Source organism: Paenibacillus sp. S-38, from assembly GCF_049942825.1.
Classification (GTDB): domain Bacteria; phylum Bacillota; class Bacilli; order Paenibacillales; family NBRC-103111; genus Paenibacillus_G.
In genome coordinates this window covers 5,927,941-5,952,189 of sequence record NZ_CP187970.1, presented here as the reverse complement: position 1 = coordinate 5,952,189, position 24,249 = coordinate 5,927,941, and the positions used below count along the sequence as shown (strand labels likewise).

General features: G+C 62.0%; 13 protein-coding genes. 11 read left to right on the top strand and 2 right to left on the bottom strand.

Translation table 11 applies throughout. The annotated features are described in order from the left end of the window. Positions 1 to 283 precede the first annotated feature (283 nt). Entirely contained in the window at positions 284 to 868 is a 585-nt protein-coding gene (locus tag ACP26L_RS26335) for a nitroreductase family protein (protein WP_426447825.1), read from the top strand. A 586-nt stretch (positions 869 to 1,454) separates the two neighbouring features. On the opposite strand, the gene ACP26L_RS26330 is transcribed toward ACP26L_RS26335, so the two are convergent. After that, entirely contained in the window at positions 1,455 to 2,336 is an 882-nt protein-coding gene (locus ACP26L_RS26330) for a hypothetical protein (RefSeq protein WP_426447823.1), read from the bottom strand. 618 nt (positions 2,337 to 2,954) lie between these two features. Between ACP26L_RS26330 and addB the strand changes: the two genes are divergently transcribed. The 5 genes from addB to ACP26L_RS26305 all read left to right on the top strand — a co-directional run bounded on the left by addB (position 2,955) and on the right by ACP26L_RS26305 (position 18,006). Continuing rightward, positions 2,955 to 6,713, top strand: a complete 3,759-nt coding sequence (gene addB / locus ACP26L_RS26325; protein WP_426447821.1) for a helicase-exonuclease AddAB subunit AddB — start codon at positions 2,955 to 2,957, stop codon at positions 6,711 to 6,713. Further along, positions 6,710 to 10,891, top strand: coding sequence for a helicase-exonuclease AddAB subunit AddA (gene addA, locus ACP26L_RS26320; protein WP_426447819.1), 4,182 nt, complete (start codon positions 6,710 to 6,712; stop codon positions 10,889 to 10,891). Before addB ends, addA begins: the two co-directional genes overlap by 4 nt. Positions 10,892 to 10,935: 44 nt before the next feature. After that, positions 10,936 to 12,114, top strand: coding sequence for an exonuclease SbcCD subunit D (locus tag ACP26L_RS26315; protein ID WP_426447817.1), 1,179 nt, complete (start codon positions 10,936 to 10,938; stop codon positions 12,112 to 12,114). A 172-nt stretch (positions 12,115 to 12,286) separates the two neighbouring features. Continuing rightward, positions 12,287 to 15,718, top strand: coding sequence for an AAA family ATPase (locus tag ACP26L_RS26310; RefSeq protein WP_426447815.1), 3,432 nt, complete (start codon positions 12,287 to 12,289; stop codon positions 15,716 to 15,718). Between the two features lie 83 nt (positions 15,719 to 15,801). Continuing rightward, positions 15,802 to 18,006 (top strand): stalk domain-containing protein, encoded by a 2,205-nt coding sequence (locus ACP26L_RS26305; RefSeq protein ID WP_426447814.1) that lies wholly within the window; start codon positions 15,802 to 15,804, stop codon positions 18,004 to 18,006. A 322-nt stretch (positions 18,007 to 18,328) separates the two neighbouring features. On the opposite strand, the gene ACP26L_RS26300 is transcribed toward ACP26L_RS26305, so the two are convergent. Next, positions 18,329 to 20,257, bottom strand: coding sequence for an FAD-dependent oxidoreductase (locus ACP26L_RS26300; protein ID WP_426447813.1), 1,929 nt, complete (start codon positions 20,255 to 20,257; stop codon positions 18,329 to 18,331). Positions 20,258 to 20,587: 330 nt separating this feature from the next. Here ACP26L_RS26300 and ACP26L_RS26295 point away from each other — a divergent pair, with 330 nt between their 5' ends. From ACP26L_RS26295 to floA, 5 genes are all read left to right on the top strand, one after another. Then, positions 20,588 to 20,929 carry a histidine triad nucleotide-binding protein gene (locus ACP26L_RS26295; RefSeq protein ID WP_013917816.1) on the top strand — a complete coding sequence of 114 codons (342 nt, stop codon included), beginning with the start codon at positions 20,588 to 20,590 and terminating at the stop codon, positions 20,927 to 20,929. A 112-nt stretch (positions 20,930 to 21,041) separates the two neighbouring features. Next, positions 21,042 to 21,215 carry a 30S ribosomal protein S21 gene (rpsU, locus tag ACP26L_RS26290; RefSeq protein WP_010491812.1) on the top strand — a complete coding sequence of 58 codons (174 nt, stop codon included), beginning with the start codon at positions 21,042 to 21,044 and terminating at the stop codon, positions 21,213 to 21,215. Positions 21,216 to 21,229: 14 nt separating this feature from the next. Then, the gene (locus ACP26L_RS26285; protein ID WP_426447810.1) at positions 21,230 to 21,673 is read left to right on the top strand and encodes a GatB/YqeY domain-containing protein; all 444 of its coding nucleotides are present in this window, start codon (positions 21,230 to 21,232) and stop codon (positions 21,671 to 21,673) included. Between the two features lie 131 nt (positions 21,674 to 21,804). Continuing rightward, the gene (locus ACP26L_RS26280) at positions 21,805 to 23,208 is read left to right on the top strand and encodes an NfeD family protein (RefSeq protein ID WP_426447808.1); all 1,404 of its coding nucleotides are present in this window, start codon (positions 21,805 to 21,807) and stop codon (positions 23,206 to 23,208) included. 27 nt (positions 23,209 to 23,235) lie between these two features. Continuing rightward, on the top strand, positions 23,236 to 24,228 hold the full coding sequence (gene floA / locus ACP26L_RS26275) for a flotillin-like protein FloA (RefSeq protein WP_426447806.1): 993 nt from the start codon (positions 23,236 to 23,238) through the stop codon (positions 24,226 to 24,228). The last annotated feature ends 21 nt before the right edge of the window (positions 24,229 to 24,249 follow it).

The window sequence follows — 24,249 nt, the reverse complement described above, 5'->3', positions numbered from 1 at the left end:
GAGCTTGGCTTCCGGTAGTGCGTTTTTGTCATAAACGCTGTGTTGATTAAGTAAGCTGTTTGCCTGGCGGCGAAGCTTTATGCGATTTCGTAAAACTTTGATGGGGATTTCGGAGGGCGGTCTGCGGATTGCGGATAGGATCGCGCAGTTCATCAGCCATTGGGCGGTAAGGCATTGAAGCGAGGGCTTCCGCTGGAGAGTTCCTTTTCGCGGCCGGAGGCGATATAATAACCTGGATGGCTGCTGCAGCCACAGGCTGCGGTACAAAGTGGAGGTGCGGGAAATGAATACGGGCATGAGTGTCGAAGAAGCAATTCGCGGTCGGCGGACCACCGGCCGTGTAACGCAGGATGAGGTGGATAAGGAACTCATCGAATCGATCTTGGAGGCGGGCAACTGGGCGCCGAGCCACCACTGCACGGAGCCGTGGCGGTTCTTTGTCATGACGGGCAGCGGCAGGCAGCGCTTGGCGGACGCCTACGTGGACATTGCCGCTGAGGGTCTCGGAGAACGGACGCCTGAGGCCGAGGAGGAGCTGCAGCGCAAGCATGGGGCCAAGGCATTCCGGGCGCCGCTGGTTATCGCCGTAGCGGTATCGCCCTCGGAAGCGAAGGGAGTCATCCGCATCGAAGAGTTCGCCGCAGCGCATGCCGCCGTGCAGAATATGCTGCTGATGACCCATGCACTCGGGCTGGCAGGGATCTGGCGCTCGGGCGAGCCGATGTATCACCCGCGGATGAAGGAGGCCTTTGCCCTCACGGAGAAGGAAGAAGTGGTCGGCCTCCTGTATATCGGGTTTCCCGCTCAGGCCGGACCGGAAGGCAAACGCCGTCCGGTCGAAGAGAAGACGGTCTGGTTCACGGACTAACTTTTGGGGTGGATATGGGTGCACCCTGGAACTTAAAGATGTTATTCGCGGCCCTTCGAGTAATCTGAAGGCCGGGCCTGCGGAATCCAAGTGGCTTATAGTCAACAGTGATTCTAGAATCAAAAGAAGCTTACAAATCCAATGGGTTTGTAAGCTTTTTTACTTCGGATGGGCTCGTAGTTTCATTTTTGCGCTCCGTTATGCTTCGCATAAAGGTCGCTAACAAAAATGAACTACGTCGCAGGGTATCAAAGAAAAACCAAACTAGCGGCAGCGTTCTAAATGCCGTGACAGAGGTAAATGATTAAAGTCAAACCTTGGAAAGAACAGGGAGAATAAAATGCGGTGCGGGGGAGTAGTCACAAATCAAACAAGGCGGCGTTCAAAGCCTGGCGGGGCATAAGATCAGAATATACAAATGAAAGAGAAATGACGGCAAACCGCCCACAGGTACCAAGAAAAACTCAGCAAAAAGGCTGCAGGAACATATGTTCCTGCAGCCTGAAAAAAGTGCCCGCATGTTCAGGTCGATGGCTTCACTGACTTATCATCAAATGCCTCTGCTTCTGCTGTGCACAAGGGAAGCTTACAACGCCTGCTTGTAGCCCGGCGCTGCGCTTCGCAGGCCGCTGCCGATCCGCAGGGAGGAGATGCGCTCCGGTGTCCGCTTCTCGACGTGCTTCAAGGTAGCAAGCACCGCCTTCTGGACGGCGGGCGTCGGATCCTTGAGCAGCCGTTTCCAGGCACGGGACAGTCGGTCCCAGTGGGCGGAGACTTCACCGGACGTGAAGAGATAGACCGCGTGCACACGCACGTTGGAATCGGCGCTGCCGATCCACTTGGAAAGACGGTGGGTGATTTCCTCCGGGTAGGCGGGAAGGAGCAGGGGACCCAGAGTGTGGGCGCTGAGCGTCTTCTTGACGCTAGCATCCGAATCTCGCAGCAGGGGCTCGAGGAGGTCGAAGAGGGTACCGGCCCACAGCGGATTGCGTGTCTTGGCGGCCGCCCGGATCGCATGCAGTGCGGACAGGCGCACGGTCGGCACGCGGTCGGTAACCCAATCGACGAGCTGCAGCGAGAAGGAGTCGAAGTGCTTCACGAGCAGCGTGCCGCAGGCTTCAGCCGCCCACTTGCGCACTGGGGCGTGCGGGCTGCCGGCCAGACGCTTCAGCCGGTCCGATACGGGCTCCGGATGCTGGGCGTACTGCCCCGCGAGCAGGAATACGGCCATCTCCTGGCCAACTTCGCTGTCCGTCTCCGTGAAGCGGAGCGCCAGCTCCATGAGCTTGGCAGGTTCGCTGCGCAGAGCGGACTCGACCGCTTGAAGAGATTTATGTTTGAATGCCTGCAGTTCCACACCGGAGAGCTGCGAGGAGAAAGTGTCCAAAGCGTTGAGAAGATGAGAGAAAGAGCTGTCGGCAGCAAGACCCGTCAGTAGCGATTCCAAACCGGGGTGTTCAGCTATCATGTGCAGCACTCCTTCAAATAGGATCTTATAACAGCATTTTACAACAAAACGAGAAATAGAACAAGTGTTCCCTATCAAAAAATGTGCTATAATCGGTAGATCATCCAGAACTCCCCTTGTCCCATGAGCAGCGATTATTTGGTAGAATAGAAGAATTCCCGAGGCAGGATGGAAGAATGGAAGAATGGCAGGAACCAAGACAGGCTGCGGCGGACAAGAGGAGTAATGACGAAATCGCAGTAATGGAAGAGCAGCTTTGGTGAAAGCACAATGAAAAGCAATCCTGCGGAAGAGCTTAATGACGGAAAGAACAGTAATGTCATGATGAAAGAGCGGTAATGAAAACAAAGCAATGCGGACAAGGATTAAGGACGAGAAAAAGTAATGCCGAATAACAGTAAGAACGAAAGCGCAGTAAGAACGAAGTAGTTGAAAAGCAGCAAAGACAAATGAAAAACATAGTGACTGACGCAGCGCAGCAGCACAGGATCACCCCAAGCAGGGCGGGTGTTCCGCAGTCATGCCGCAGCGTAGCAGCAAAGTACGGCCGGCCCATGCAGGCAGGCCTTTAAATATCAGCTTACGCCGGAGGGCGGATAGCGGCATGGAGGTGCAGCGATGGCATATCGTTTCGTGCTCGGCAGGGCCGGGAGCGGCAAGACGACATATTGCTTGAAAGACATTCAGGAGCGGCTGGCGAATCAGCCCGACGGGCGCCCGATCATCTGGCTCGTACCGGAGCAGGCGACCTTCCAGACGGAGTACGCCCTTGTGAACGGTTCAGGCCTGGGGGGAACCATGAGGGCGCAGGTGCTGAGCTTCCGCCGGCTGGCCTGGCGGGTCATGCAGGAGGTAGGGGGGACGGCGCGGCTGCCGATCGACGAGATCGGGAAGAAGCTGCTGCTGCACCGCATTTTACATAGAGGAAAGGACCGTCTGCGGAGATTCCATGCTTCGGCGGACCAGATGGGCTTCATTGACAATCTCAACGACATTCTCAGCGAGCTCAAAAGGTACTGTGTGGCGCCCCAGGATCTGGAGGCCTTTTATACCCGCAAATTCGGGGACGGCGGACCGGGCGGAGGGTCCCTGGAAGACAAGCTCCACGACCTTCAGATCGTGTACGCTGAATTCGAGATGGAGCTTTCGAAGCTGTATCTCGACGGCGAGGATTACCTGACGCTGCTGGCCCGGCAGCTGCCCGAATCGGCTTATGCGCAGGGAGCGGAGGTGTGGGTCGACGGCTTCCACGGCTTTACGCCCCAGGAGCTGGCGGTTCTCGTGAAGCTCGGGGAACGTGCGGAGCGGGTGACGATCACGCTCTGTCTGGACCGGCCTTATCTGCCCGGGGAGCCGCTGAACGAGCTGGAGCTGTTCCACCTGCCGGCGCGCACGATGCAGAAGCTGCAGGGGCTCCTGCGGGAAGCGCAGGTGGATGTGTTGGAGCCGGTGGTGCTTCCGGCGGCTCCTCCGGCCCGCTTCACGGCACAGCCGATGCTCGCTTACCTGGAAGCCCACTGGGATGACCGGGTGAAGCAGCCCTGTCCGGTCGTTCCGCTGGAACGCAGCCTCTCGCCGCTTCATATTACACAGGCGGCCGGGAGAAGGGCCGAGGTGGAAGGGGCCGCCCGCGATATCATCGCCCTTGTGCGGGACAGGGGCCTGCGCTGGCGGGACATCTCGGTATCCCTGCGCGACATGGAATCGTACTGCGACCTCATCAAAGCGACGTTCGAAGATTACGGCATTCCGCACTTCTTCGACGTGAAGCGGTCGATCCTGCATCATCCGCTCGTCGAGCTCATCCGCTCCTCCCTCGAGGCATGCGGCAATCACTGGAAATACGATGCGGTGTTCCGCAGCATCAAGACGGGCTTTTTTATCCCGATGCCTGGTGAGAATGTCGATCCCGAGTCAGGAATCCGCATCGACCGCCACGCGATGGATCAGCTCGAGAACTATGTGCTGGCCTTCGGGATCCAGGGCAGCCGCTGGACCGACGACAAGGACTGGACCTATTCCTACCGGACCACGCTGGAGGACGACGGGGAAGCACGGGCCGCCGATGAGGCGTTCCTGAAGCGGATCAATGCCTGCCGCAGGCGGGTGTCGGCTCCGATCGGCGAGCTGTACCGGAGACAGAAGGGAAGAAGAGAAACGGTCCGGGAGCGTGTCGAGCATCTCTACGGGTTCCTGGCGGGGCTCCGCGTGCCGGAGCGTCTCGAATATTGGAGCCAGAAGGCGCTGAGTGAAGGAGACCCGGAAACGGCGCGCATGCACGGACAGGTGTGGGACCGGGTCATGGATGTGCTTGACCAGCTTGTGGAGCTGATGGGGGAGGAGACCGTTACGCTCGAGCTCTTCACGGATCTGCTGGAGACGGGCCTCGAGAGCATTCGCCTCGGCCTGGTGCCGCCTACGCTCGACCAAGTGCTGGTCGGCTCCATGGACCGCACGCGTTCGGGCCGCATCAAGCACACGTTCGTCCTCGGGGCGACGGAAGGGGTTATGCCCGCCAAGATGCCGGAGAAAGGGCTGCTGACCGAGGGCGAGAGGGAGTTTCTTGCGCAGAGCGGGCTCGAGACGGCGGACACCGGGCGCAGAAGGCTGCTTGATGAATCGTTCCTGATGTACTATGCCTTTTGTACGCCAAGCGAAGGGTTGTGGCTCTCTTATCCGCTTGCGGATGAGGAAGGGCGCAGCCTGCTGCCGTCGGACATCATCCGGCAGGTCAAACGGATGTTCCCGTCCGTCAAGGAAAGGCTGCTGCAGCACGATCCGGAAGCCGAGGGTCACCCGGGCGAGCATATGGAATACGTCTCGCGTCCGGGTCCGGCGTTCTCGCTGCTGTCCGTTCAGCTGAGGCAGTGGCTGCGCGGTGCCCCGATGAACGTGGTCTGGTGGTCGGTGTACAACTGGTACACCCGGCTGCCCGAGCACGACAAGGCTCAGGAGCTGTCGCGGATGGTGAAGGCGCTGCGGTATACGGGGGGCGCCATGCGGCTGTCGCCGGAGACGAGCCGGCTGCTGTACGGGGACCACATCCAGACGAGCGTGTCCCGGATGGAACGCTTCGTGGCGTGCCCGTTCTCCCAGTTCGCTTCTCATGGGCTGCGGCTCAAGGAGAGGCGAATCTTCCGGCTTGAAGCGCCGGATGTCGGCCAGCTGTTCCATGCCGCCCTCAGCAGCTTCGTGGAGCAGGCCGAACGGGAGCAGATGGACTGGCACGCGCTGACGCCGGAGGAGTCCGCCAAGCGGGCGGCGCTCGTCATCGATACGCTGGCGCCTAAACTTCAGGGGGAGATTCTCCTGAGCTCGGAACGGTATCTCTATATCGCCCGCAAGCTGAAGCAGGTGGTCGGCAGGGCCGCTCTAATGCTGGGCGAGCACGCCAAGCGGGGACAGTTCCGGCCCATCGGCCTCGAAGTGGGCTTCGGCGCGGGGCAGCAGATTCCTCCGCTTCATTATGCGCTGCCGAACGGCGTGCAGATGGAGCTGCGCGGGCGCATTGACCGGATCGACCGGGCGGACACCGAGAAGGGGACGCTGCTGCGGGTCATCGACTACAAATCCAGCGCGAAGGCGCTGAACATGGCGGAGGTGTACTACGGCCTGTCGCTGCAGATGCTGACATACCTCGACGTCATTCTGACCCATGCGCCCGTGTGGCTGGGCAAGGAAGCGGAGCCGGCCGGCGTGCTGTACTTCCATGTGCACAATCCGCTGCTGAACGCCAAGAACGGCATGACCGCAGAGCAGATCGACAAGGAGCTCAAAAAGCGGTACAAGATGCGGGGGCTGCTCAAGGCCGACCCGGATGTCATCACGCTGATGGACAGCCGCCTTGCCGGCTCCAGCGGCCATTCGGAGCTGCTCCCAGCGGCCCTGAAGGCCGACGGTTCGTTCTACAAAACCTCCTCCGTCGCGTCGGAGGAGCAGTGGAACACCGTAAGGCAGCATGTGCGCAACACGATCGAGGAGATCGGCACATCCATGACGGACGGCGAGATCGGGGTTCATCCTTACCGGATGGGACCGAACATCGCGTGCAGCACCTGCTCTTACCGGCCGGTCTGCCAGTTCGATCCGCAGCTCGAGGACAATGAGTACCGGATTCTGCCGCAGTTGGGTAAGGAATTCGCGTGGGACCTCATGGCGAAGAAGAACGGCAAAGCGGAAGAGAAGAGGCAGCGCAGCGCGTTCCGGGGCTCCTCCGGGCGCACGGCGGGCCGCAGCAAACAGGAGAAGGACGAAGGCCGCCATCCGGAGCAGCGGCAGCTCACCTTCCCGCTGGACGAGATCGGCGAGGAGAATGACGAAATGCAGACAGAGATGAATGACGGCCGTACGGCGGAGACAGGAGGTGCCGAAGAATGAGTATCCGTTATATCCCTAAGCCGGAAGGCAGCACGTGGACCGACGACCAGTGGAATGCCATCGCGATCCGCGGTCATTCCATGCTGGTGGCGGCGGCGGCCGGCTCCGGCAAGACGGCGGTGCTCGTCGAACGGATCATCCGCCGAATCGCCGACGAATCCGACCCGGTCGACGTCGACCGGCTGCTTGTAGCGACCTTCACGAAGGCGGCGGCGGCCGAGATGCGGCACCGGATTGCCGAGGCGCTGGAGAAGGCGCTGAACGCGAACCCGGAATCGGAGCATCTGCGGAAGCAGCTGGCCCTGATTCCCCGGGCGTCCATTACGACGCTGCACTCCTTTTGTATGGAAGTGATTCAACGTCACTATCAGCGGATCGGCCTCGACCCGGGCTTCCGGATCGCCAACGAGACCGAGACGGCTCTGATGCGCCAGGACCTGCTGGAAGACCTGCTCGAGGAAAAATACGGCTCATCCCCCGAGGACGATCCGTTCTGGCTCCTGGCCGATTCCTTCAGCGGCGACAAGAGCGATGACGCCCTCTTCCAGCTGGTCCAGCGGCTCTTCGACGACTCACGGAGCCATCCGTGGCCGGAGCACTGGCTGCAGGCGTGTGCCGCCATGTTCGAGATGGCCGAGCTCGAGGAGAACAGCCCCTGGGTGCAGAGCCTGAAGGCCTACCTGCGCGTTGAGCTGCAGGGGGCGGAGGCGCTGCTGATGGAAGCCGAGGACACGGCGAACCTTCCCGGAGGGCCGGATCCGTATCTCACCAATCTGCAGGATGATCTTGCGATGGTCCGGGAGCTTCGAGAGAGGGCGGAGCATGGCACATGGGCCTCACTCTATGAGGTCTTCCAGACCGCAGCATTCGGGAAGCTCAAAGCCTGCAAGGGCGACGGCTACGACAAGGAGCTTCAGGAGCGGGTGAAGGAACTCCGTGGGGAGGCGAAGGACCGGATCGGCGATCTCAAGGAGGAGCTCTTCGCACGGACGCCGGAGCAGTATGCGGCCGAGATGCGAACGGTGGCTCCGCTGATGAGGCTGCTCGTGGAAGTGGTGCTGGAGTTCGGCGAGCGGTTCCGCAAGGCGAAGCTGGCCAAAGGGCTGGTCGATTTTGCCGATCTTGAGCATTACTGCCTTCGGATTCTCTCCGGTGAGGGAGCCGGACCGGAAGGGCTGACGCCGTCTGCCGCAGCGCTCGAGTACCGGGAGCAGTTCGTGGAAGTGCTGCTCGACGAATACCAGGATACGAACCGTGTGCAGGAGGCGATCGTTGAGCTCATCTCGCGGGAGACGCCGGGCAACCGGTTCATGGTAGGCGATGTGAAGCAGAGCATCTACCGGTTCCGTCTGGCGGAGCCGGGCCTGTTCCAGGAGAAATACAAGAGCTACCGGCTCGACGGGACGGAGCCCGGCCAGCGGATCGATCTCGCAAGGAACTTCCGCAGCCGACGCCAAGTAGTGGACGGGACGAACTATATTTTTCGCCAGCTGATGAGTGAAGGTGTCGGGGAGATCGATTACGACGAACGGGCGGAGCTTGCCTACGGGGCAGGGTACCCCGATCCGCTGCCGGGCGGCGAGGACTTCGCTGCGGACCTGGTGCTCATCGACCGCTCGGCGGATGAGGACGACCGGGAAGCGGGAGCGGACGCCGCCGAGCAGGCTTCGGAGGAGGAAGGCGGCGCAGGGGATGACTTGGCCGCCGAAACGGCGGAGCTTGAGGCCGTCCAGCTCGAAGCGCGCTATATCGGGCAGCGGATCCGCCATATGATGGCGGCGGACGGCGGCAGGAAGCTGCAGGTCTACGACAAGGCCAGCAAGGGAACGCGGGACGTCTCGTACCGCGATATCGTCATCCTGCTGCGGGCGACGCAGCAGTGGGGGCCGGTGCTCATCGAAGAGCTGAGAGCGATGGGCATCCCTGCGTATGCGGAGCTGAACACAGGTTATTTCACGGCGGTGGAGGTGCAGATGCTGCTCTCCCTGCTGCAGGTGATCGACAACCCTTACCAGGACATTCCGCTGGCTTCGGTGCTCCGTTCTCCGATGGCGGGGCTTGATGACGAGGAGCTGGCTCACATCCGGATCTGCCGGCCGCATGGGCCGTTCTACGACGCCGTACGGGCGTATGTACGGGAGGAGCGGAAGGACGGAGAGGCTGAGGGCCAGTCTCCACAGCGGGCAGACCATGCGGCTGATGGCCTGCATCCGGAGCGGCTGGAAGGGTCTGGAGGTGCAGGGGGCATAGCTGAGGCCGCCATCCAGGGAGAGACGGAGGGGCTGCCTCATGAGCAGGCATCTGAAGACCTGCTTGCGGCCCGGGTACCGGATTCTTCCCGTTCCCAAGCCGGCAGTATGACGGTTGGCAGAGGGCAGGACGCCGCGAAGGACCCGAATGCGGAGCCGGCCTGCGAGGCTGGAGAAGAAGACGGCTTCCTCCGCAGGTCGGAGGTGCAGGAGAAGCTGAAGCACTTCATGGGCCTGCTGCGCGCATGGAGAAATTATGCAAGCCAGGGCTCCGTAGCCGACCTCATCTGGCGGATCTACCGCGAGACGAAGATCCTGGATTTTGTGGGAGGACTCCCTGGGGGTCAGCAGCGGCAGGCGAACCTGCGGGCGCTCTATGACCGGGCCCGACAATACGAGAACACCTCGTTCCGCGGCTTGTTCCGCTTCCTGCGGTTCATTGAACGGATGCAGCGCACCGGGGGCGATCTCGGGGCGGCGCGGGCGCTGGGCGAGCAGGAGGACGTCGTGCGCATCATGACGATCCACAAGAGCAAGGGGCTCGAGTTCCCTGTTGTTTTTGTCGCCGGCCTGAATAAAGGCTTCAACCGGCGTGATCTCGCCGACCCGTTCCTGCTTCATAAGGAGCTGGGCTTCGGGCCTAAGCTGACGGACACGGTGAACCGCGTCAGCTACCCGACGCTGCCGTGGCTGGCCATCAAGCGCAAAATCGGCATGGAGATGCTCGCCGAAGAAATGCGGGTGCTCTATGTCGCCCTGACCCGGGCGCGCGAGAAGCTCATCCTGGTCGCTTCGGTGCGGTCCGCGGAGAAGCTGGCGAAATCCTGGACCCGGTTCGTCAGGCACCGGGATGCCCGGCTGCCCGATGACGCGCTTGCCAAGGCGCGCAACTATCTTGACTGGATCGGCCCGGCTGTCATCCGGCATCCGGATGCTGACATGCTCCGCGCCGCGGCGGATGTGGACTTCGAATCCCGTCCGTTCCTGAACGGCGAGGCTTCCCGGTGGAATGTCCACCTGCTGCGCGGCGATGTGTTCGCCGGGCTCGCACAGGCGGCGGCCGCCCAGTCGGAATTCAGCGAGGAGCGCTGGGAGCAGGTGCAGCGCCACGAGCCGGTGGACGGCACGGAGCGGTACGAAGCCGAGGTGTGGCGCCGGCTGGACTGGGTTTATCCGGACAGCGGCGCCTCCAGGGTGCTGTCGAAGACCTCGGTGACGGAGCTCAAGCGTCTCTCCGAGCATCACAAGCTGCTCGAGACGCTGTCGGACGAGCCTTCCCCGACCTTGTGGGGAGAGGCGGACGGCCGGCAGGGAACCATCGCGTCGGGTGAGCTTGCAGCCCTTGGCACAGGGGCGGGATACCGGCCCGTCATCGTGCGCCGGCCCCGCTTCCTCGAGCAGGAGCAGGGCAACGCGGCGGAACGCGGCACCGTGTTCCACTCCGTGATGCAGCAGATTCCGCTCAAGCCGGCTCCAACGCTGGGCGGCATCCGGGAGACACTGGCCCGGATGGTGGAGCGGGAGCTGATCACGCTGAAGCAGATGGAGATGGTCGACCCTTCGGTCATCCTCGCCTTCTTCGAGAGCGGCCTGGGGACCCGGCTGCAGACGGCGGTAAGCATACACCGCGAGGTGCCGTTCAGCTTCGCCATGCGGGCGGCGGATGTCAACCCTTCGGTCGAGGATCTGGCGGCGGAAGAGACCGTCATGCTGCAGGGGGTTATCGACTGCCTGATCGACGAAGGGGATGGGCTCGTACTTGTCGATTACAAGACGGACAGGCTCAAGGGCAGCTCGCCGCAGACGGCCGCCGCCCGGTACAAGATGCAGCTGGATCTGTACGGCCGCGCGGTGGAAGCGATCTGGAAGCGGCCGGTTACCGCCAAGTATATATTCCTGTTTGACGGGGCTCATATCGTGCAGATCTAGCGGGCAGCGACCCGGCTAGTTCGGCAGAGGAAGGAAGAGATAGAATGCGGATTTTACATACGGCCGACTGGCATTTTGGCCGTACCTTGGAGGGTCGGAGCCGGCTGCCGGAGCAGGAGGCGTTCGTCGACGAGCTGGTAGAGCTGGTGCGCGACCAGAACATTGACCTCGTGCTTCTGGCCGGCGACGTCTACGATTCCGTCAACCCGCCGGCAGCGGCCGAGAGCCTGTTCTACGACGCACTCTCCCGATTGTCCGATCAGGGACAGAGGCCGGTCTACGTGATTGCCGGCAACCATGACCACCCGGATCGCCTGGCCGCAGCAGCCCCATTGGCGGACCGGCTCGGCGTCACGCTGGTAGGTCTGCCGGAAGCGCGGGTTCATGAGACGCATATCGCCAGGACCGGCGAGTCGGCGGTGATCTACATGCTGCCTTACCCGTCGGAATCGCGGCTCAAGGAGCTGCTCTCGGACGAAGCGGAGGAGACGGTGCTGCGCGCGGCTTATTCGGAGCGTGTGCGGCATATCGCCGAGGAGCAGGCGAAGCGGTTCCGCCCGGATACGGTCAATCTGCTCATGAGCCATCTGTATGTGCTCGGGGGCAAGGAGACGGAGTCGGAGCGGCCGATTCAGGTCGGCGGCGCCTATACCGTCGATACCCAGTCGCTCTCCGTCGGCGCCCAATACGTGGCGCTGGGCCATCTTCACCGGCCTCAGAACATCAAGGCGGACTCGCTGATGCGCTACAGCGGCTCTCCGCTGGCCTACAGCTTCTCGGAAGCGGGACAGGCTAAATCGGTCACCGTGCTCGACATCCGTCCGGGTGCCGAGCCGCAGATGGAGGAGATATTCCTCTCAAGCGGCCGGCCGCTCGTGCATTGGAAAGCGAAAGGCGGACTCTCCGAGGTGCACCAGTGGCTGGAGGAAGGGAAGGACCCCACAGCCTGGATCGATCTCGAGGTTCATCTGACGGAGACGATGTCGCTGGAGCAGATCCACAAGCTGAGGCAGACGCGGGAAGGGTTCATCCACATCCGTCCCGTATATCCGGAGATGGAGGCGGACCTGCAGTCGGAGGCCGTGTCGGCGACCAAAGCGCCGATGGACGAACTGTTCCGCCGCTTCTATGAGCGGCAGACCGGAGGGGCCCAGCCTGAGCCGGAGCTCGTAAAGCTCTTCCTGGAGCTGCTGGCGGAGGAAGAGGACGACGCGGCGGTGTAGTGCGGCAGGGAGCTGCTTGAGATGAAGGGAAACAGCAGCTCGCGCCCGGCAGGGGCCCTCGAGCCTGCAAGTATGGGAACCATCGGGAGTCTGAAACCAGCTTCAGAATCCATCCTGCAGAACAAAGGAGCCCTCCGCCGGACGGAGCGGGAACACGAAAGGAGGCTTCTTCATGAGGCCGATACATTTGCAAATCGCGGGGCTGCAGAGCTACCGGGAAGCGCAGGAGATTGATTTCACGGAGCTGACGGGCGCAGGGGTGTTCGGGATTTTCGGCCCGACGGGCAGCGGCAAATCGACGCTGCTCGATGCGATGACGCTCGCCCTCTACGGCAAAGTCGAGAGGGCGAACGGCGGCACGCAGGCGATCATGAACCAGGCGGAGCAGACGCTGTCCGTCTCCTTCACCTTCGAGCTGACGTCGGCCGAAGGACCGAAGCGGTACCGGGTGGACCGGCAGTTCAAGCGGGGAGGGGACGTATCCGTTCTCGGCTCCCTTACGCGCCTGATTCACTTCAGGGACGGCGAATCGATCGTGCTGGCCGATAAGGCCGGCGAAGTCAACAGCCGGATTCAGGAGATTCTCGGCCTGGCGATGGCGGACTTCACCCGGGCGGTCGTGCTGCCGCAGGGCAAGTTCGCCGAGTTCCTGACGCTGGCCGGCAAGGACCGGCGCGCGATGCTCCAGCGGCTGTTCCACCTGGAGCCGTACGGCGACCGCCTCAGTGCGAAGACGAGCGCCCGTCTCAAGGAGACGGACGTGAAGATCCGCGCGCTCCAGGCGGAGCAGCAGGGCCTCGGCGACGCCTCGCAGGAGGCGCTGGAGGCGGCGGAAGCCCGCCTGCTCGAAGCCCGCGAGGCCGCCCGCACGGTCCGCGAGCGGCTCGCGGACTGCGAACGCCGTACGGCCGAGCTGCGCGCTGTGCGCGAGCTGCAGCGCGAGCGCACAGCGCTGGCCGCGCGCCAGGCGGCGCTTGCCGCCGACGCGCCGCGCATCGCCGCGCTCGCGGCGCGCCTCGCGCGCGCGGCGCAGGCCGAGCGGCTGCGCCCGCTCGTGCGCCGGCAGCGCGCCGCCGCGGCGCAGCTCGCGCAGCAGCACGAGGCCGCGCAGGCGGCAGCGGCGGCGCTCGCCGCGGCGCAGCAGGCGCTGGCCGCCGCGCAGCAGCGCCAGGCCGCGGCGCAGGGCGCGCTGGCCGCGCAGGAGGCGCCGCTGGCCGCGCGGCTCGAGCAGCTGCGCCAGGCGGCGGAGCTCGCGGCCGAGCTCGCGCAGGGGCGCGAGCGGCTCGCGGCGCTGGCCGCCGAAGGCGCACGCTGCGGCGAAGCGCTGGCCGCGCTCGGAGCCGAGCGCACGCGCGAGGCGGAGCTGCGCGAGAAGGCGCTGCAGCGCCAGGCACAGTTGAAGGCCGAGCTGAAGGAGGCCGAGGTGCCGAGCGCTTACCGCAGCCTCCTGCAGGAGGCTGTGGCGGAGAAGCGGGAGCTCGATCGGCTGGCGAAGCAGCTCGAGGAGCAGGCGGCCGAGCTCGCCAAGCGGCAGAGCGAGCACGCAGCGCTGGAGCGCAGGAGCGCGGAGCTGAAGGAACGCCGGGCGCGGGAGGCGCAGCGGCTCTCCCCGGCTGCCGAGCGGCTGGCTGCGCTGCGTGTCGAGGCTGCGCGCACCGAGCAGTGGCTTGCGGCAGCGGCGGCCCGCGTGCCGGCGGAGACCGCGCGGCTGCGCCGGGAGCAGCAGCAGGCGGAGCTTGGCGTACTGGCCGCGCAGCTGGCGGTGCACCTGCACGAAGGCGAAGCCTGCCCGGTATGCGGCGCGGTGGAGCACCCCGCGCCTGCGGGCCGGGGGTCTGATGCGGGCACTGGGCATGCCCAGGCCATCGAGGCCTGGGAGCGGCTCGAGTTCCCGCTGCGCGAGAAGATGACGGCGGCCGCCCGGCAGCTGATGGCCCTCCAGGCGGCGGCCGAAGGCCTGGCTGCCCTGGCGGAGAGCGGCGCGCTGCCGGAGGGGGCGGGGCTGCGCGAGGCTGCGGCCGGCACGGCCTCTGGCGAGGCCTCAGCGCTCGATGTCCCGGCGGATCCGGAAGGCGCCCGGAAAGGACTTGAAGGCGTGTCTGAAGCTCTTACCCAGCTGCAGAAGGTAACGCAGGAGCTTCAGGGCCAGCTTCAGCAGTGGACGCGGGAGAGCCGGGAGACGGAGCGCCTGGAGCAGGAGCTTGCGGCCCAGTCGGCCTCGGCGCAAGGGCTGCTGGACAGTGCTGAAGCGAAGCTGCGCGAGCTGACGGCAGCCCGCGGGAGTGCCGCGGCCGGCTGGGAACGGCGCTTCCCCGGCATCCCTGTGGACGGGGTCACCGAGCTGGCGGCGCAGCTGCAGGAGAAAGACCGGCTGGCCGAGGATCTGCGCACCCGGCTGGACAAGAGTGTTACCTTCCTCGAAGAGAAGGGACAGCGGCTGGAGGAGCTGCAGCGCCAGGTGGCCGAAGCGGAGAAAACGGCAGTCCGGCTCTCGGCGGAACAGGAGGCGCTGCAGCGGCATACCGAGCAGGGCGCAGCGCGGCTGCAGGAGTGGGTCGGCGGCGAGGACGTCGGCCGGCTCGTCCGCGAAGTGCAGGGAGGGCTGCAGCGGCTGCGCTCAGCCGCCCAGGAGGCCGCCGATGCGCTCCAATCGGCCTCGGCGGCGCACCAGGAAGCCGCGCGTGCCGAAGCGGCCGCCCGGCAGGGAGAAGTCTCTGCCGCTGCGGCTGTGCAGGAGCTCGAGACGGAGTGGCTCCAGCTTTCGCAGCAGGAGGCCTTCTCGAGCCGGGACGAAGTCGAGGCGGCGCTGATCGGCGCCGGCGAGCAGGAGCAGTGGGAGGCCGAAGTGGAGGCCCATGGCAAGCAGGAGCATCAGCTGGCGGCCCGCGCCGCCGAGATCGACGGCGAGCTCGCCGGGCGCGAGGTCAGCGAAGAAGCTTGGCAGGCGCTGTCGGAGGAACTGGCGGCATGCAAGCAGGAGGACGAAGCCTGCCTGCAGCAGCGGGCCCGCGCGGAGCGGGATGCGGAAGAGCTGCAGGGCAAGCACCGCCGCTGGACCGAGCTGGAGGAGCAGCGGGCCTCCTGCCAGGAGGAGCTAACGCTGCTCGGCAAGCTGCAGGGCGTGCTCCGCGGCAACGCATTCGTCGAATTCCTTGCGGAGGAGCAGCTCATGCACGTGTCGAGAGCGGCTTCGGACCGGCTCGGCCAGCTCACGCGGCAGAAATATGCCATCGAGGTCGACTCGGGCGGCGGCTTCGTCATCCGGGATGACGCCAACGGCGGGGTCCGCCGGCCGGTCACCACGCTCTCCGGCGGAGAGACGTTCCTGACGTCGCTTTCGCTGGCCCTGGCGCTCTCCACCCAGATTCAGTTGAAGGGCGAACATCCGCTGGAGTTCTTCTTCCTCGACGAAGGCTTCGGGACGCTGGACGGCGATCTGCTCGATGCCGTTATCTCGGCTCTCGAGAAGCTGCATATGGACAAGCTGACCGTAGGCGTCATCTCCCACGTACCTGAGCTGCGGGCGCGTCTGCCGCGCAGGCTCATCGTCCATCCGGCCGAGCCGGGCGGGCAGGGCAGCCGGGTTCAGCTGGAAACCATGTAAAGGAAGAGGCATAGAACTATCTCCGCCCGCATAGCTGTTGTATAATAGTGAGACAACAGGCTCTATGCGGGAGGGACAAGGATATGCCACAGAAGCATTCGCTGCCGGTACGGCCGGCTGTGCCTGCGGGGCACGGCGGCCGTCCGGCTTTTCGTTTCGGTAGGGGGTTGGGCCCGGCAGGGATCAGACTGCTGCTCGTCTTGGTCATTGCAGGGACCGCGGTACTAAGCGCAGGAACACCGGTCAAGGCGGATGCGATCTGGAACCGCTGGCAGGCCGCGGATCAGGCGGTGGCGAACGGAAAGCCGGCGGAGGCCGTTCCGCACTGGAGCTTCCTGACGGATCATTATGCGTCGCTTGGCGACTGGCAGAATGCGGCGCTGTTCGCCGGGCGCCTCGACCAATACTATGACCAGGCCGGCGATTACGAGCAGGCGATCCGCTACTACGAGCTCGAGAACCAGTACTGGCTCAAGGCGGGCAAAGATTGGGGCGCGGTGGATCTGCAGCGTGCCGAGCAGATCCGGACGACCGTGGAAGCCTATATCCGCATCTCGGATGCGGAAGTGCTGAAGCGTCAGGCATTGCCGGCGGGCGGCAAGCTGGAGAAGTTCGAGCCGGCGTACGGCACGTATATCGGAATGTATACCGAGCGCGATCCGCAGATGCTCAATTATTTTGACCGCTCGGAGCAGTTTTATAACAAAAAGCATGCCCTCTATCTTGCGTATGCGCCAGTGAGCAGCACCTTTCCGATGCAGTATGCCCAGAGGGCCAAGCAGGCGGGGGCGGGGCTGCAGATCGGCTGGGAGCCGTCCGGCGGACTCGATTCCGTGACCGAAGAGACGGTCCGTTCGTGGGCCCGGGGCGCCAAGGAAGCCGGCATACCGATCTTCCTGCGCTATGCCAGTGAGATGAACGGCCCCTGGGTTGTCTGGCACGGGGATCCGCAGAAATATATCGCGAAATTCCGCATGGTGCATAACATCATGGCGGAGGAAGCGCCGAATGTGGCCATGGTCTGGAGTCCGGGGGAAGTCCCGATGTACTCCATGGACGCTTATTATCCGGGAGACGCCTATGTGGACTGGGTAGGAGTCAGCACCTATAACGAGCCGTATGAGAACGGTGATCCGGCGCAGGGCAATATGCAGGCGACTTCGCCGATCGAGCGTCTCGACTATTTGTACAAGACCTACGCGGGGCGCAAGCCGCTCATGATCAGCGAGACGGCCGTTTCCCACTATACCAATATTCCGCAGGAGTCGTTCACGGATTACGGACTGCTGAACCTGCAGCGGGTGTATGACATTCTGCCGGCGAAGTATCCGCGTCTGAAGTCGATCACCTACTTTAATGTCAACCTCGGGATGACCGAGTCCAAGAATAACTATCTTCTCCGCGACAATGACGCGATGATGAAGCTGTACAGCAGGCTGATCGCACCCCAGCGCTTCCTGACCAAAGTGGAGAATGGAGCGGTGCCGGCGGACCGGACGGGCTATGTGCCGCTTTCGTCGAATGTTCCCTTCACGCAGGGAACCCGGATTGTTCCGTTCGTCAAAATTCCGGAGGTGTACATCGGCAGGGTGGAGTATTATCTGAACGGCCAGCTGATCGATACCCAGACGGCTCCGCCGTTCGCCATCGAACTTGCGGCGGGCGGCGTTCCGGAAGGCTCCGTACTCAAGCTTGCAGTGTACAACCGGGATGGGGTCAAACGGGCGGAGCGGTCATTCGGCATCACTTCGGGCGTCGCCGTGAAGGTGGACGGCAAAGAGCTCGCCTTCGAGCAGCCGCCGGTGATCCGGGACGGCAGCACGCTGACGCCGCTTCGCGCGATCTTCGAGTCCATGGGCGCGAAAGTGACCTGGGATGCGGCTACCAAGACGGCGACTGCGGTGAAGGGGAGCACGAAAGTGTCCATTGCGATCGGAAGCGTCAAAGCCCAGCGTGACGGTGAAACCTTTACCCTCGAGGTGCCGGCCCAGCTGGTGAACGGGTATACGATGGTGCCGGCCCGTTTCGTATCCGAGGCCTTCGGGGCGACCGTGAAATGGGACGGCGGCACCCGGACCGTGGATATCCGTACCTCCGGGGGCTCCGCTGCCTTGTCGGCCAGGCCGGAAGCGTCCGCGGCGCAGGAGCCGGTCATCGCTTATGAGGAAGCAAAGGGTGCCGCTTCTCCTCAGCCTGAAACCCGGCCCCCCGGCGAGAAGCAGGGCTGGATCTCCTGGCTGAAGCAGCAGGTGGCCCGGGTCGCCGGTCTGCTCGGCAGCTTGGTATAGGATGGCCGTAGGAAATATTCCTCGATCGTTTCGGAGTTCCAGTACGTTACCGTACTCCGCTTTGGGTGAGTGAGCGGGGGAGCCTCCCCCATGAGGCCAGCCTTCGGAGGCGTCAAGGTGTCCGTGCCGCACTTTCAGCGGCTGTACCCGCGGAGGCATGGCCCCTGACTGAACTGACCCATAAGGTTAACTGCATGATGAGATAGCACCAAAAAAAGCTCCACGCTTGGTCTGCTGATAAAAGTCAGACCAAGCATGGAGCTTTTTTATTTTCCGCCGCAGGTTAACGGCGCCTGTTTCATCGGGTGAAGCCGGATTCTGCTTACCTCTGCTCCGATGGCACGGGCAGATCCTCCAGGATCGCCTTGGCCGCCAGGCGGGCACTGGAGAAGGCGCGTTCCGCGAGCTCGCCCTTGCCCTCGCAGCCGTCGCCGCAGAAGTAGAACGGCACGTTCTCTACGCGGACCGGCAGCAGCTTGTTGGTGGCGATGTTCTTGACGGAGGCCACCATCGCCTTTTTGGAGACACGCTTGACTTCCGTGGCATCACGCCAGCCCGGATAATGCTCGTCGAACAGGGCTTCCATCTTTTTCGTCTTCTCATCAAGGTAAGCCTTGCGCTCGGCGTCGTCCTCGTACTTGTCGCTGAGGTACGCTATTCCCTGCAGCAGCTGGCCGCCTGGAGGAACCAGCGTATGGTCGGTCGCGGAGACGTCGCTGATGAACATTTTGTTGTCCATGTCGCTGATGTAGCTGAACGGGCGGGCTACGACATGCTTCAGGCCGATATCATAGACCATGACTTCGGTCGCCGTATTGTCTTCGTAGGAGGCCAGGAACGGCTCCCAAGGCGTCCCCTTAAGCAGCTTCACGACCTGCTGCACCGGCATCGCAAAGATCACCCGGTCGAACGCTTCCTCGCGGTTCTTGGTCGTAAGCACGAACTTGCGGTCCGCATAACGGATGCTGTCCACGCCTTCCTGAATGGCGATATCCCAGCGGCCGCCGAGGGAGATCTTCTGCTTGAGCTGATTGGTGATGACCGCCCAGCTGCCGAGAATATAGTTGACAGGACGCATGGACAGGAACAGGTTGTGGTAATACTCGCTGATCACCGCGCCGGGCACCTTGCGGGCTTCCTCCGGGGCAATGAAGAAGTTCGAGCAGACCAGGTGCTCCCACAGCTCTTTGACGTCCTCGTCAGCATCCGACTGGGCGAGATAATCGCCGAGCGTCTCGTAATTGCGAAGGGTATGAATGTTGGCGATAATGGCCGTGATCTCTCCGACAAAACGCACTTTCTGCATCGGATTGAGCAGATCGGTACGCATCAGGTTGACGAAGTCGAGTGGAGCGGGCGTAAGCTCGCCGTGCTTGGCGTACATTACTCTGCGCTTGTCGACCTGCTTGGAGCTGAAGGACATGCCGAGCTCGCGTTCCATCTCGCTGATGGAGTGACGGTCGATGCCGTAGATCGCGTGAGCGCCGTAGTTCAGCGTGAAGCCCGCTTTCTCGTACGTAAAGGCTCTGCCGCCCAGCTGCGGGCTGCGTTCGAAGAGTATTCCCTCGATACCGGGGTGTTCAGACAAATAAGCGGCTGCGGTCAAGCCTGCAAGCCCTCCGCCAATAACGGCTACTTTCATAAGTTGTTCTCCCTTTCGCTCTGGTTCTGTCCATAGGGGTTCGGCCCCCGTGCGGCTGCGGATCCCGTGCCATGCCCAGGCAAGGCCTTCCTGTATCCGGGCGGGCAGCGGCGGTCCGTCTTCTTTGGCCGCGCACCATTCGATCAAAATGCCGAAATACACGGTGACCAGCATATGTGCTCTTCCGTGATCCGGAAGCCATCGCTGCAGACTTCCAAGCAGATGGCTCCTCCACTCCTCCATGGCGGCCTTCAGCCCTTCATTCTGAAGGGACAGGGCCAGCCAGCTGCGGATCAGCCGGGGGGAGGCGCTCGCCGCTTCCGCGAGATCCAGCATCAGCCGGTTCACGTGGCTCTCGAGCGAATGCACCTCGGACGGCTTGCGGGCGGACCAGGCTTCGATAATTTCGGTTTGCCTGCGTGGAATTTCTCTTAAGATTTCATCCTTGCCTTTAAAGTAATGATAAAAGGTGCCCTTTGAGGTACGGGTGGCCGCGATGATGTCATCCACGGAAACCTGTTCGTATCCTTTCTCGATAAAAAGCTGCAGGGCCACTTCCATGAGATACTCTCGCTTCTTCCGCGTCGCAGCGCGCATGAAACGGTTCAAGGGAGTTCCTCCTTCGAAGACCGGCAGCCGGCCTTACGTGGTGCTGTCTATAGTATATTCTATTTTTAGACCGGTAGTCTATATCTGCAGGGGCCTATTCTTCAATCGAGGGCAAATTACCTGCGCCGGACCAAGAGGAAGACTCTGTTCCAGCCCGGTTTGCCTGATCATAACCGTCTCGCGGTCCTCTTTCCAAGCCGCTTAAGCAGCGTGGTTTCCCAATGCCATACTCACAGTCTGTTTTTATTATCGGCATCGTGATTTTCTTTTTTCATAATTTCAGGTATAGTTGAGGGGATAAGGCATACTGAAGATGAGGAGGCCCCCGAAGTGGATTGCATTTTTTGTAAAATCGTCGAAGGCACCATTCCTTCCAAGAAGGTGTTCGAGAACGAGCAGGTCGTCGCCTTTCACGACATCCAGCCTGCAGCGCCAGTACATATTCTCATCATCCCCAAGAAGCACATGGCGTCGATGAACGACGTGCAGGAAGGGGATTGGGCTCTCCTGGGCGAAGTGCAGCGTGCGGCCCAGACGATCGCGAGAGAGCAGGGGGTAGCGGAATCGGGGTATCGTCTTGTCAACAACTGCGGGAAAGATGCCGGCCAGGTCGTGTTCCATCTGCACTATCACCTGCTCGGCGGGGAGAATTTAGGACCCTTGTTGGCCTGATTGCAAAAACTTCCGCAATTGGGTTGACACCTAGAATCTCTTTCCCCTATAATGAAGTTTGATGAATGTCTTTTGTTGTCTTGGACGGTCTGTTCGGAGGGAGGGAAAACTGGTGTCAGAAACTCGAGTTCGCAAGAACGAAACTATAGATGCTGCACTCCGCCGCTTTAAGCGCTCCATCGCTAAAGACGGCGTGTTGGCGGAGGTTAAGAAACGTAAGCACTACGAGAAGCCAAGCGTTAAGCGCAAGAAGAAGTCAGAGGCTGCTCGCAAGAGAAAGTTCTAGGAGGCTTTTAATCGATGAGCTTAAGCGACAGATTAAATGACGACATGAAGCTTGCGATGAAGAGTCAAGACAAGTTTAAACTCTCCGTAATCCGTATGGTTCGTTCGGCGATCAAGAATATCGAGATCGATACGCGCAAAACCTTAGATGACCAAGAAGTGCTTGACGTTCTGAATCGCGAGATCAAACAGCGAAAAGATTCCCTCCAAGAATTTGAAAAAGCCGGCCGGGACGATCTGGCCGAAAACCTGAAAGCAGAAGTCGCCATTCTCATGGACTACATGCCGCAACAGCTATCTGATGAGGAAGTAAAAGCCATTGTACAGCAGACCATCCAAGAAGTGGGAGCTTCTTCAAAGGCGGATATGGGTAAGGTCATGGGCGCACTGATGCCGAAGGTAAAAGGACGGGCTGACGGGAAAGTGGTCAACGGCTTCGTTCAACAACTTTTGTCTTAACTAAAGCGAAAAGCACTCCGGTTCCGGGGTGCTTTTCTTTTTTCTCCGGGCCTTGAATCGAATGAAGTTCACCTGCGTACTATTCGGATACAGGGAGCTTGTGGTCAAAGCAAGTGTAAAGGAGGATACCCATGGAGATACGACAACGCCGCCGGCACACGATTGCGAGGGAAAGGATCTGGCTGCTGGCACTGCTGCTTCTGCTGCCCCTGTTCCTCGCGTGGCACATGCCGGGAGTTCAGGCCGGTGCCGCATCCGCTTCCACCGCACCGCGCGCCGCTCCGGTTGTAGTGATCCCCGTTCATCAAAGTGTGGAATCAGGGCTGCAGGCCTTCTTGGAGCGTGCGTTCCTTGAGGCCGAAGAGATGGGAGCGTACTATATCGTACTCGATCTGAATACCTTCGGCGGCCGGGTCGATTCGGCGCAGGCGATCGGGGAGCTCGTCAAGAACAGCCGGGTTCCGACGGTGGCTTATGTGCGGGGTAAAGCCCTGTCGGCTGGAAGCTACATCGCTTTGAATGCCGGTAAGATTGTCATGGAACCGGGAAGCTCTCTGGGTGCGGCTGCCGTGGTAGACGGGGCGGGCCAAGAAATCGAGAGCGTGAAGGTGGTCTCGGCCTGGTCCGGCATGATGAAATCTGCCGCTGAGCTGCGCGGGCGCAATCCGGCGGTCGCTGAAGCGATGGTCGACAAGAATGCCGGATTGAATCTGCCTGAGCTGGGCCGGACGGTCCCCAAGGGCCAGATCGTGACGCTGACGGCGGACGAGGCAGTGAAGGTGGGGTATGCCGAGACGGTTGCCCCGGACCTGGATGCGGTGGTTTCGTTCATTGGCGGGACGGAGCATCCGCGTATAGAGGTGGGACCTACGCTGGCCGAACGGATTGCACGGTTCGTTACCGAGCCTTGGCTGGCTTCGCTGCTCCTGATCATCGGTATAGCAGGCATCCTGATCGAGCTGTTTGTTCCGGGCTTCGGCCTACCGGGCCTCCTGGGCCTTCTGGGCTTCGGCCTCTATTTCTTCGGGCATTATATTGCCGGGTTTGCCGGGTTTGAAGAGCTGGCGCTCTTCGCAGCGGGGATTCTGCTGCTGGTCACCGAGATCTTCGTCTCCTCGTTCGGGATTCTGGGCCTGCTCGGTGCCGGTGCGCTGTTCAGCGGTGTGGTGATGGCGGCTTACAATACGCAGCAGGCCGCTTTGAACCTCGCGATCGCCTCCGTTGTCGCTTTGATTGCGGCTGGGGCCGTCATCTGGATCTTCCGCCGGTGGGGGGTATGGAACCGGTTTATTCTCAGCGAACGGCTGACGACGGATGAGGGCTATGTCTCATCGCAGGAGCGGCGGGATCTGCTCGGCGCGTCCGGACGTTCCCTGACCCCGCTGAGACCGTCGGGGACGGCCCAGTTCGGGGAAGAGAGGGTGGATGTCGTGACTTCCGGGCAGTTCATCCCTGCGGGCAGCATCGTGATTGTGACGCAGGTGGAAGGCTCCCGGGTGGTAGTAAAAGAACAAAGGTCTGCTCATCAGAGCTGAGCAGACCTAAATTAAGGAGGATCTCGAATGGACGGTTCTTTGATTACAATACTTCTGCTGGCAGCCTTAGCGGTCATTGCGCTGTCGGTGTTCTTTACCTTCGTACCGGTCATGCTGTGGATCTCGGCGCTGGCTTCCGGTGTGCGGGTCGGGATTATTACGCTGGTTGCTATGCGTCTGCGCCGGGTTATTCCAAGCCGGATCGTCAATCCGATGATCAAGGCGACGAAGGCGGGGCTCGGTCTTACGATTAACCAGCTTGAGAGCCATTTTCTGGCGGGCGGGAACGTCGATCGGGTGGTAAACGCCCTGATTGCAGCTCACCGCGCGAATATTCACCTGGAGTTCGAACGGGCGGCGGCGATCGACCTGGCCGGCCGGGATGTGCTGCAGGCGGTGCAGATGAGCGTCAATCCGAAGGTGATCGAGACCCCGACCGTATCGGCCGTGGCGAAGGACGGGATTGAAGTCAAGGTCATCGCTAGGGTAACGGTACGGGCCAACATTGACCGCCTCGTCGGCGGCGCCGGAGAAGAGACGATCATCGCGCGTGTAGGGGAGGGTATCGTCACCACGGTGGGTTCGGCGGGGTCACATAAGGAAGTGCTGGAGAATCCGGATCTCATCTCGCGGACGGTGCTCGGAAAGGGGCTTGACGCCGGTACGGCTTTCGAGATTCTGTCGATCGATATTGCAGATGTGGACGTAGGCAAAAACATCGGTGCCCACCTCCAAACCGAGCAGGCCGAAGCCGACAAGCGGATCGCCCAGGCGAAGGCCGAGGAACGCCGTGCGATGGCGGTAGCGCAGGAGCAGGAGATGAAGGCCCGCGTCGTCGAGATGAAGGCGAAGGTCGTGGAGGCGGAATCCGAAGTGCCATTGGCGATGGCCGAAGCGCTTCGCGACGGCAAGATGGGCGTAATGGATTATATGAATCTCAAAAATATTGACGCGGACACCCAGATGCGCTCCAGCCTTGGCCGCATGAACGAGCCGGGCAAAGACGGGGAAGACACGTAAATCCTGGGTCCTCAGTGAAAA

Coding starts and splice junctions, on each gene's coding strand:
- ACP26L_RS26335 (WP_426447825.1), top strand. CDS start 284: ATGAATACGGGCATGAGTGTCGAAGAAGCAATTCGCGGTCGGCGGACC.
- ACP26L_RS26330 (WP_426447823.1), bottom strand. CDS start 2,336: ATGATAGCTGAACACCCCGGTTTGGAATCGCTACTGACGGGTCTTGCT.
- addB (WP_426447821.1), top strand. CDS start 2,955: ATGGCATATCGTTTCGTGCTCGGCAGGGCCGGGAGCGGCAAGACGACA.
- addA (WP_426447819.1), top strand. CDS start 6,710: ATGAGTATCCGTTATATCCCTAAGCCGGAAGGCAGCACGTGGACCGAC.
- ACP26L_RS26315 (WP_426447817.1), top strand. CDS start 10,936: ATGCGGATTTTACATACGGCCGACTGGCATTTTGGCCGTACCTTGGAG.
- ACP26L_RS26310 (WP_426447815.1), top strand. CDS start 12,287: ATGAGGCCGATACATTTGCAAATCGCGGGGCTGCAGAGCTACCGGGAA.
- ACP26L_RS26305 (WP_426447814.1), top strand. CDS start 15,802: ATGCCACAGAAGCATTCGCTGCCGGTACGGCCGGCTGTGCCTGCGGGG.
- ACP26L_RS26285 (WP_426447810.1), top strand. CDS start 21,230: ATGAGCTTAAGCGACAGATTAAATGACGACATGAAGCTTGCGATGAAG.
- ACP26L_RS26280 (WP_426447808.1), top strand. CDS start 21,805: ATGGAGATACGACAACGCCGCCGGCACACGATTGCGAGGGAAAGGATC.
- floA (WP_426447806.1), top strand. CDS start 23,236: ATGGACGGTTCTTTGATTACAATACTTCTGCTGGCAGCCTTAGCGGTC.